This window comes from Campylobacter concisus (assembly GCF_002913545.1).
Taxonomy (GTDB): domain Bacteria; phylum Campylobacterota; class Campylobacteria; order Campylobacterales; family Campylobacteraceae; genus Campylobacter_A; species Campylobacter_A concisus_AV.
Genome location: NZ_PPBR01000057.1, coordinates 1 through 8,917 on the forward strand (window position 1 = coordinate 1; position 8,917 = coordinate 8,917).

At 32.1% G+C, this 8,917-nt stretch carries 12 protein-coding genes; 1 reads left to right on the forward strand and 11 read right to left on the reverse strand.

Annotated features, from left to right (window positions below):
- Nucleotides 1–307: 307 nt before the first annotated feature.
- Nucleotides 308–1,927 carry a relaxase/mobilization nuclease domain-containing protein gene (locus tag CYP05_RS03650; protein WP_103585946.1) on the forward strand — a complete coding sequence of 540 codons (1,620 nt, stop codon included), beginning with the start codon at nt 308–310 and terminating at the stop codon, nt 1,925–1,927.
- 172 nt (nt 1,928–2,099) lie between these two features.
- Here CYP05_RS03650 and CYP05_RS03655 read toward each other — a convergent pair whose 3' ends face one another.
- The 11 genes from CYP05_RS03655 to CYP05_RS03705 all read right to left on the reverse strand — a co-directional run bounded on the left by CYP05_RS03655 (nt 2,100) and on the right by CYP05_RS03705 (nt 8,660).
- Nucleotides 2,100–2,405 carry a type II toxin-antitoxin system RelE family toxin gene (locus CYP05_RS03655; protein ID WP_051303952.1) on the reverse strand — a complete coding sequence of 102 codons (306 nt, stop codon included), beginning with the start codon at nt 2,403–2,405 and terminating at the stop codon, nt 2,100–2,102.
- On the reverse strand, nt 2,395–2,646 hold the full coding sequence (locus CYP05_RS03660) for a hypothetical protein (protein ID WP_103585944.1): 252 nt from the start codon (nt 2,644–2,646) through the stop codon (nt 2,395–2,397). Before CYP05_RS03660 ends, CYP05_RS03655 begins: the two co-directional genes overlap by 11 nt.
- 11 nt (nt 2,647–2,657) lie before the next feature.
- On the reverse strand, nt 2,658–2,909 hold the full coding sequence (locus CYP05_RS03665) for a hypothetical protein (RefSeq protein WP_103585942.1): 252 nt from the start codon (nt 2,907–2,909) through the stop codon (nt 2,658–2,660).
- An 84-nt stretch (nt 2,910–2,993) separates the two neighbouring features.
- Nucleotides 2,994–3,191, reverse strand: a complete 198-nt coding sequence (locus tag CYP05_RS03670; protein WP_258031506.1) for a hypothetical protein — start codon at nt 3,189–3,191, stop codon at nt 2,994–2,996.
- A gap of 53 nt (nt 3,192–3,244) precedes the next feature.
- On the reverse strand, nt 3,245–3,622 hold the full coding sequence (locus CYP05_RS03675) for a hypothetical protein (protein WP_103585941.1): 378 nt from the start codon (nt 3,620–3,622) through the stop codon (nt 3,245–3,247).
- A gap of 10 nt (nt 3,623–3,632) precedes the next feature.
- Entirely contained in the window at nt 3,633–3,872 is a 240-nt protein-coding gene (locus tag CYP05_RS03680) for a hypothetical protein (RefSeq protein ID WP_021091986.1), read from the reverse strand.
- A gap of 10 nt (nt 3,873–3,882) precedes the next feature.
- Nucleotides 3,883–4,122, reverse strand: coding sequence for a hypothetical protein (locus CYP05_RS03685; protein WP_021091982.1), 240 nt, complete (start codon nt 4,120–4,122; stop codon nt 3,883–3,885).
- Between the two features lie 742 nt (nt 4,123–4,864).
- The gene (locus CYP05_RS03690; protein ID WP_103585939.1) at nt 4,865–6,103 is read right to left on the reverse strand and encodes a toprim domain-containing protein; all 1,239 of its coding nucleotides are present in this window, start codon (nt 6,101–6,103) and stop codon (nt 4,865–4,867) included.
- A complete protein-coding gene (locus CYP05_RS03695; protein ID WP_103560454.1) occupies nt 6,100–6,336 on the reverse strand; it encodes a TrbM/KikA/MpfK family conjugal transfer protein in 237 nt (78 codons plus the stop codon). Before CYP05_RS03695 ends, CYP05_RS03690 begins: the two co-directional genes overlap by 4 nt.
- Before the next feature lie 9 nt (nt 6,337–6,345).
- Entirely contained in the window at nt 6,346–7,332 is a 987-nt protein-coding gene (locus CYP05_RS03700; RefSeq protein WP_103585937.1) for a type IV secretion system protein, read from the reverse strand.
- Between the two features lie 26 nt (nt 7,333–7,358).
- On the reverse strand, nt 7,359–8,660 hold the full coding sequence (locus CYP05_RS03705) for a hypothetical protein (protein ID WP_258031507.1): 1,302 nt from the start codon (nt 8,658–8,660) through the stop codon (nt 7,359–7,361).
- Nucleotides 8,661–8,917: the final 257 nt, after the last annotated feature.

Here is an 8,917-nt window from a genome sequence, read left to right on the forward strand (position 1 = left end):
CTATTTTAATTTATTTTTTTATAAATATAGTTTTTCTTATCATCTCTATTTTACATATTTTATATTTTTTACAAATATTCTTTTTAATTACTATTCTTATTTAAAAAAATAAAATGAAATTTTATTTTTTATTTTTATTCTTTTGTAAAAAGAATAAAAATCACACTATAAAGCCGATACTATCGGCGTTTAGTGTAAAAAGTGATATACAAAAGGGGTTATCCTGCCTATCTTCTCGCATTATATTTTTTTAACTTTACTTACACTAACATCATTACAAATCTTTTAAATAGTTGGAGTTTTTATTTTGGCTAGAACAGAAGCACAATGGGATGAATTTTTAAAAACTATCAGAGCTGGGCGAACAAAAAATTCATCAAATGAGCACAAAAATATATCTTTTGGCTCGAGCCATATTTCATCGATTAAAAATTCTTTCTCAAAAAATACAAAACAATCTGTTGTGAAGATGATTTCAAATTTACCACGTGAAAGTATTAAAAGATGTATTGACTACACTCTCAATAACTCAATTGATGGCTCTGCCATCAATGAAAAAGGGGAGAGAGTAAGCAGTGACGAAATTATGAAAAATTGGAGTAAGGATTTTGGCACAAATAAAAATTCAAAAGACGCTTGGCATCTTATTTTCTCAATCAATGAGCCATGCAATGACGAAAAAACACTAAACGCTCTAGTTGATAGTGTTAGCGAAATTTTAAGTAGAAATTTTATGGGGCATAAGTATGCTTTGGTGCTTCACACACATCAAAATAACCCACACGTGCATGTAGTTCTTAACAAGCGTAATGATATGACTAGGCGTAAAATTCATTTTGATACTCGTGACGAGATTAAAGATTTCTTCGACGAAGTTCGCACTGATTTTGCCTATTCACTTGGTGCAAGAGGGTTAAAATACGAAAATAAAAACGCTATGCATAAGGATTTAAAAAAAGAATTTTCTAAAATAAAATCTAGTATCAATCTTGAGCAGGATAGCTATACGGCAAAGGATAAAACACTAGAATTTTACGAGCAAATGCAAGAAAAAAATAAGATAGAATATAATGTAACTTCCAGCCGTATAAAGACTATGAATGATGAGATTGATTTACTAAAAAAAGCTAATGATGAGCTGACTAGGCAATTTTTACTCTACGTTCAGAAAAAGGGCAAAAAACGTTTTAAGCTGGGCAAGGAGCTAAAGGAGAATAATAAAATATTACTTCAAAAACGCAAGGATTTAATAAAAGAGATTAAAAAGCTTGATAGTCTTTCATATAAGGCTACTCAGATCAATGATATGCATTTGGCTCACTACAAGGATCAATCCGATACCCTTAAATTACTTGAAAATTTTAGTTATAACTTTAATAAAATTTATCCGCACGGCAAAGGCTCTAGCAAAGCCGACTGGTTATTTTCTAAAAAGGTAAAACGATCTATTGCTGTGCTTCGTGGGCGTGATGATAATGCTAAAAAATACTTTGATGATAGCTTAGTTGCTACACGTCTTTTGGGTCGCAATGAAAGTCTTTTTAAACTTAATAAAAAACTTGAAATTTTAGATCAAAGCCTTTATATTTTACATCACTCTGAGCTTGGCGATACTGAGAAAAATGAATTTAAAAAGCGACTAGATGATAATAAGGATTTTATAGCCGATATATGTAAAAAACGCTTTTCATACATTGAAAATAAGCTATTAAAATCTGAAAAGATTAGTAAGGACGATTTTCTTTTAAAAGAGTATTTTAAAGGCGTATCTATGCTTGAGGCTACTGCTAACGAACGACTTGTTAGGATTAAAAATGAGCGTAGGCTTTATAAGGATGTTTTGGCTGAGCGTGAGGCTATGGGCTTAAATTCTTACTCTTCGTATGATAAAACTCAAAATGAAAAAAATAACGATCGTAGTAGATAAATGCTATTATCTACTATTTTAAAATTTCTTTGATTGTTGTTTGATAGTTTGCTAAAAAAATAATAAAATATATAACAAAAAAACTATATATAATTAAAATTAATAAAAGTTAAGAATAGTAAAAAAAGTAATTTTTTATAAAAATTAAGATAGTAAATATTAAAAAAATGTGTTATTTTGTTGGCACGTTCTTTAAAATACTTTTTACATTCCTATCGGTATAAACTTCATCTCTTTTACTTATGTCGAGAAAAAGTACTATAAGCTCTTCATCTTGTATAAAACATATCAAGCGATAGTTTTTTACTCTATATCTCCATAATCCACTCAAATTCTCAGTTAATCCTTTTCCGCTACTGCGTGGATCATCACTTTCCTCGAGTCGATCAAGAAACTTTTGAATTGGTTTTTTGATTGAGCCGTCAAGTTCATTAAACTTCTCTTTAGCATAATCGCTAAATCGTATCTTATAAGCCATTTTCTTTCTTTATATCAGCCCATGAGGTTGATTTGCTTCCGCTAGCCAAATATTCAGAATAAAGCTTTGCTCCAAGCTTTGCATCTTCAATGTCCTGCAAGGCTTCGCTGTCGTTCTTATCTTTCGATGTGTTGATATACTTTATCGTATATGTTGGATTGCTGGCTTTGGCGACAGCGTTTTTTATAGCTTGGATAATTTGTTGGTTTAAATTTTCGCCTGTAATAGTTATAGTTTTCATGTGTTTGCTCTCTATTTTTCAAAGTCTGGAATAACTATAGGTGATTTATACCTAGTATTACATTCATATGCGTCATACTTCAATTTATTATATGCGTCTGATGTGCTTGGTTCGGTATTTCTGTATTTCTTTAAAATGATTTCACATTCTTCGTCACTCAACTCGTGCTTTTGTTTTTGTACCTTTGGCAGTTGAAACTCTGCACATCCGCTTAAAAACAACCCAGCTATTGCTGCAATTATCAAAACCTTATTTACTTTCATTGTAAATCCTTTTTTTAAGAAAAATTATAACATATTGTATAAAATTTTACGTTATAAGGCTATTTGGTTTCTCGACCAGCTTTATCATACTCTGGCTCTTCTTTGCTCTTCTTCGTCGATCTGACACACTACTTCGTCGTCGTGCCATATCATGCACCCAAGAGAGTCTAAGTATTCAACCATTAGCCTAACACTGCTTTTTAAAAACGAGAGCTCTCTATCACTTATGTTTGCAAGCTCTCTTGACTCTAGTGGGAGCGGAGCTTTAATTAACTCATTCATTATTTCATTTGCTCTCTCAAATTTATTATAATCTCTATTAATGCTTGTCCCTTTTATGGTAATTTAAAACCTATTGCATAAATCGGATACACATTCTCTATAAAACCATTTTTAGCCATGGTTTTTATTATCTCTTTAAAAGTATGCCTACGATCATCATATTTTATCCACCCACCTTCAATATCTCTTTTCTCAAAATACCAATACACTTCATCCATATTGATGTAGCTTTCTTCAACATACCCCTGTTTAAGTGCCATGCTATTATCAAATTTATCTGCTGGCTCGGCTGGTTCTATAACATAGTAGTATTCATTGTCGCTAGTTGCTTTATAAAAATCTACTACTCTATAGATAGATTCGAATTTATCAAGTGGTCTGTCCATGTGCTTTTTTAGGACTATGCTGTCATTTGATTTAAATTTTTGCATTTTAGACTCCTTAATTGTTTAGGTTTGCTAGTAAATTTGACTTTTCGTCTTCTATGCTCTTAATTACATCTTCTTTATTTGTAATTTCGCAACCAAACTCGTCTGCTAGCTCAATTATGTACTTTTGAAGCCTAGCACATTCGGCTATGACTTCTTCGCTTTCATCATCCAAATCCCCTAACCACTTGCATTCTTTTAACGCCTTTAGCGTCATTTCATGCCTGCAATAGCTCATAAATATCTCTCTCATCTTCTACTCCTTATCTATTTTCTCTTATATTTTGCTCTATAACATCTTTTATGGCTCTTAGTGACTCATAAAATGATGTAAACTCGGTCTTTTCACCTTTATTGTAGGTCACATAAACTACGTTCGTTGTGTTCGTGTCGTTTAACATGGCTTCGTATACCACACCATTTCTTTGCATCGATATATGCTTTTCATCGCCATTTATCTTTCCGTATTGACTAAGTAGGTTAATTATGCTGTTTGCTTTCATCTCTTATCCTTTCTTTTTATAATAAGATTATATCCAAAATAAACTTAATAAATAATAAAACTATAAATAATAAAATATTATATAATTAAAATATTCAGTAGTAAAAAAATAACTTATAAAATAAAATAATCAAAATATAAGCATAATATTTAAGCATTTTTTAAGTTACATTATGCTTTTTTCTTCCCCCTTTTTAAATTTACACATCGCTTTTAGCGATGCTACTATATTGCGGGGCGTTGCGGGGTATCCCCGCTTAATACCATAAAGAGCCGAGACCTAGGCTCGGCTCTGGCGTTCCAGCACTCTAGTGCAGGTCGCCTGCCATAAAATTTCGGACAATTTGTAAAAATAAATTTACTCAACAATGCATCAAACTCCCACACAAAGGGACTAAACCTAACTTCATCAATACTTATTTAAAGCTTAAACGTTAAAAACCATAGCTTTATCCTGACTAGCCAAATCCTGAACTATTGACGAGAAAATGTAAAATTTCTTACTATTTAAAAGCCTTACAAACGCCGATACAATGGGACTAAACCCAACTTCATCAATACTTATTTAAAGCTTAAAGTCTAAAAAGCAGAGGGCTTGCATTCGATTACGGCTCATAAAATTTCGGACAATTTGTAAAAATAAATTTACTCAACAATGCATCAAACTCCCACACAAAGGGGATAAACCCAACTTCATCAATACTTATTTAAAGCTTAAAGTCTAAAAAGCAGAGGGCTGTTTTTTATCGTATCTTAGATGATCTTTCGTAGTCTTTTTCAATTTTTGTGTTTATTAAATTAAGTCGCTTATAGCTTTCTCTCATTCCCTGTAATGTCTTGATCTTTGGTTCTATTTCTCTAAATTTTTCAATATTAAGGGCGTATAGGTCTTTTATTCTACTTTTCTTAGCATCTGGCTCGAGAAAGTCGTATTTCTTTGACAAATACTCAACTTGCCGAGAAAACTCCTTTAAAGGCTTTGTTATGCTGTCGAGATTAATTTTATTACTACTTATACCTAATGCTGTGCCTGCTACCAAATCATCATTAAAATCCTTTAGGATTGGTTTGGCCGATCTCGCATTTGGTACTATTTCTAGTATCGTTTTTGTAAATTCTTTGCCACGTTCGTCATTATCAAATCCTAGTACAACTCCTGCATTTGGTGCCAGCTTTGTCAGTGCTTTTATGACTTCCTTTTGCGTTGCCGATATTTGACCATTTGTTGAGCATAGGAGTGTTTCTTTTAAATTTACGTCTTTCATTTCACAATATGATAATGTATCTATCATGCTCTCACAGATTACAATATTTTTAAAATCCTTTGGATTCTTGTGTGCTTCGTCTGCCTTGAGTATTTCAAGCCCCTTTATTCCATTGCAGAGCTGTTTTATCGGCTTAGCATATGCCTTTCCTTGCTGATCCTGCGTTAAAGGCTTTGATAAGTAGCTTATATACCCTGTCTGCTTTAGAAATTCTCTTTTGCCACTGCTTAGTTCTAATACACTTAATGTATATGTTGGCACTATTGCATTCTTAAATTTTTCATCCTGCTTGAGGCTACTAAATTTTATCAGGATATCACTTTTAATTTTTCTTTTGCTAGTCAAAAACGAGTTTTCATCTATCTTATTTAATTTTTTAAATTTTTCTACTATAATACTATCATTTTCTTTTTGTTTTATTATTTCTTTAGTATTTATTTTTAACGTTTTTACATCGTTTATTATATTTTCATCTATTAAATCTTTTATTGAAACGCCACGATTTTTGGCGAAATTATATATATTTCCCCTATCATTATCATCGCTTGGGTTAAAGTATAAATAGTGTCCGTTGCTTTTTCTTGTTATGATAATTGTATCGGAGTTGTTGTTTGTGAGTGTCTTGTAATTTTGGCTACTTTTCTCTCGTTTTTCAAAGTAGCCATTATTCTTTAAAATTTCATCTAGTGGGAGTTCGACTAAATTTTCTTTGTTCATTGTTTAGGACATAATTTTAAAAAGTTCTCACGCTTCTTTGCTTGTTTGTGTGGTTTTTTGTCTGTTATTGAAAAATATTTTTTAAGTGCTGGAGCACATTCGCTCGGTCTTGTTGGGCTTGATAAGCACAATAATGCTTCGCATGCCAGCTTTGCATCTCCTGTTATTTCCTGTGCTACTGCACTACCTGCAAACATTGTTATGGCAACAATACTTAAAACTATTTTTTTCATTTTTACTCCTTATTTAAAAAATACAAATTTTGGAAGCCCTAGCTCATCTTTTGGCATTTGCTTTGTTTCTGGGTCAAATATTGCATCATTTCGCTTATATTCAACAACTTTTTGGTTAAAGCTATCTGGCGTTAAATCTCTAGCACTATTGTCTTTCATGGCTTGTCTGCTCGATGCCATTGCGCTGGTGTAATTGATATTTAGCTCATATTGCTGTTGCATATTTTCTAAAATTTTAAGCAGTATAGTATTTGTCAATGCTTGAGCCTGTTTCTGATTATTAGCCTTATTTAGTTGTTTAGATAGCTGCTTTAAATCATCTCTCATTCTATCTCTTGTATACTCTTTCGTTTTATCGCCATTATGAAATGTGTCTTCAAATGCTAATAAATTGTTTGTTTTTTCTATATTATCTCTCTCTTGTAAAAATCTTTCCGCATTTTTAATATTACTGATCTGCGCCTGATAGTTTGCTCGTTCTATTGGATCAACTGCCTTATTCATTTTTTGAGTTAATTCTTCTATGCTCTTGCTTATATTTGCTCCATCACGTAGTGCAAATGTACATCTATTTAGCTTATTTGCTAGTTTATTGCCTGATGCTTTTACTGAGTGACTAAAAAATTGGCTGTTTTGTTCTAAGAATGAGCAGGCTGTCTTAACTCTTGCTATATCGCCCATTATGTCTTTTGGCAAATTTTTTACATCTTCGTATATGCTTTGCATTTGCGATATTAAACTTTGTGCATCGCCTAATATCTCATAAACGCTGTTCATATCTACACCAAGCTCTTGCATTTGTTTCTCGAAATTTAGTGTATCTTTTACCATTTGCTCGTATTGTTTGATCTGTTCTGCGTAGTCTTTCAGTGTTTGGGTGTATCCCATAACTTGTTGGGCTATCGCAGCTACGTCAATAGTTGGTATACCACTAGCATTAACACTACTTAAAAATAGTGAGGATGCTACGGCAACTGATATAATCATTCTTTTCATTATTTTTTCCCTTTTCTACTCATTTTTTATAAGCTCCTGCTTTGTTCTTGGTCTTTCTCTTTTGTCTTGTTTAGTATTTTTTCTTTGCTCTGCGCTAAACTATCATTAACTTTTTTATAAAATTTAGGATAACTATTTTTAAAATTTGGCGTTTCTTTCTCTATTTCGTTCAACATTTTATTTAATTTTTCGTATCCTTTTATATCAAGCCCTTTTTTAATTTCTTTTTCATACGTTGTTTTTAGTTTTGCGTAGTTTGCATGCTCGTTCTCTAATTCTTTTAAACCGCCCTTGACTTCTTTGCGTTGCTTATAAACTTCTTTAACCAGATCTCCCACTGCATCTTTAAATTTGGGACTATCAAAGGCTAGCTCTAGCTTTTCTTGTCGCTGGCGTTCTTTTGTTTCGCTTTCTTCTTTGCCCTGTCGCATCATCATTTCTAAGCTTCTATCCATCTCCTGCAGAGCAGTCATTATGTCTTTTATATCGCCACTATTCATCAGATTGTCAATTGATTTTTGAAAATTGGCTTCAAGCCTAGATTGTTCATCTCTTAATTTTTCAAGCTCTTTTTCGTGCTGGTTTTCTAGCTCATCAGCTTTTCTGCTCCAGTCTTCTTGTTCTGCTTCTCTTTCTTGTGAGTGTGTTGTAATTGCGATATCCTGCTTGGCTTCATTTTTATTCTCTAGCTCAGCTTCTTTTGCCTTGATCTGCTCATCTATCTTTTCTTTTTCTTTTAAAATTTCAAGGCTACTTTTTAGGGTGTCATTGCCGTCTATTTCATTCAGCTTATCGCTTACAAAGTCTCTCTTTTCTTTTGGACTTTTAAATTCATTAAACTCAGCTTCTTTTGCCTTGATCTGCTCATCTATCTTTTCTTTTTCTTCTAGGGTATTAACGGCTTCATTCAAATTCTTATTTAATTTTAATTCTGCTGTTTCAAAAATAAATTTACGATTTATGTCTTGGATCGTGTATTCTTTTTCATTGTCGAAGTTCTCTTTTAAATCCATATCCATTTCTCTCATCGTGAGTATTTTAATTTTGTTGAGCTCTTCTGCGCTTATGTCTGTTTTATAGATATTGTTAATAGCTTCTCTTACTTCATTATCGTCGTTGCTACCATAAGCTGTATAAAATTCTCTGGCACATGCTACTGCACCTGTTTCGTTGCTTTTAAAAATTCCTGTGTTATCGATAGCTTCTTTACATGTTAGCACCTGCTCTTTTACACTGCTTTGTTTTAATTCTTCGGATGGCATCACCATTTCTTGCTCTTTCAAATAACTCCATTCAGCCAATTGATCTTGAGTTAGCTCTTCTGCCATTTTCTTTCCTTAAACGATAGATTATTTAATTAATTTTACCCTTTATTAAATTCAACTAACTTTTAAAAAGTGATATATAAAGCAACCATTTTTAAGCTAAATTTAATAAAAGCCACAATCAATCTTTAAATGCTCTACAATCAAAAATAAGTGTTTAATGCTATCCTTTCTTTAAATTATTTTTTAAAAGCCAACACACCCCTTTAAAATCAATTTAAACGCTAATTCCTTTTTTAAATTTTTTCAACCCATAAAAC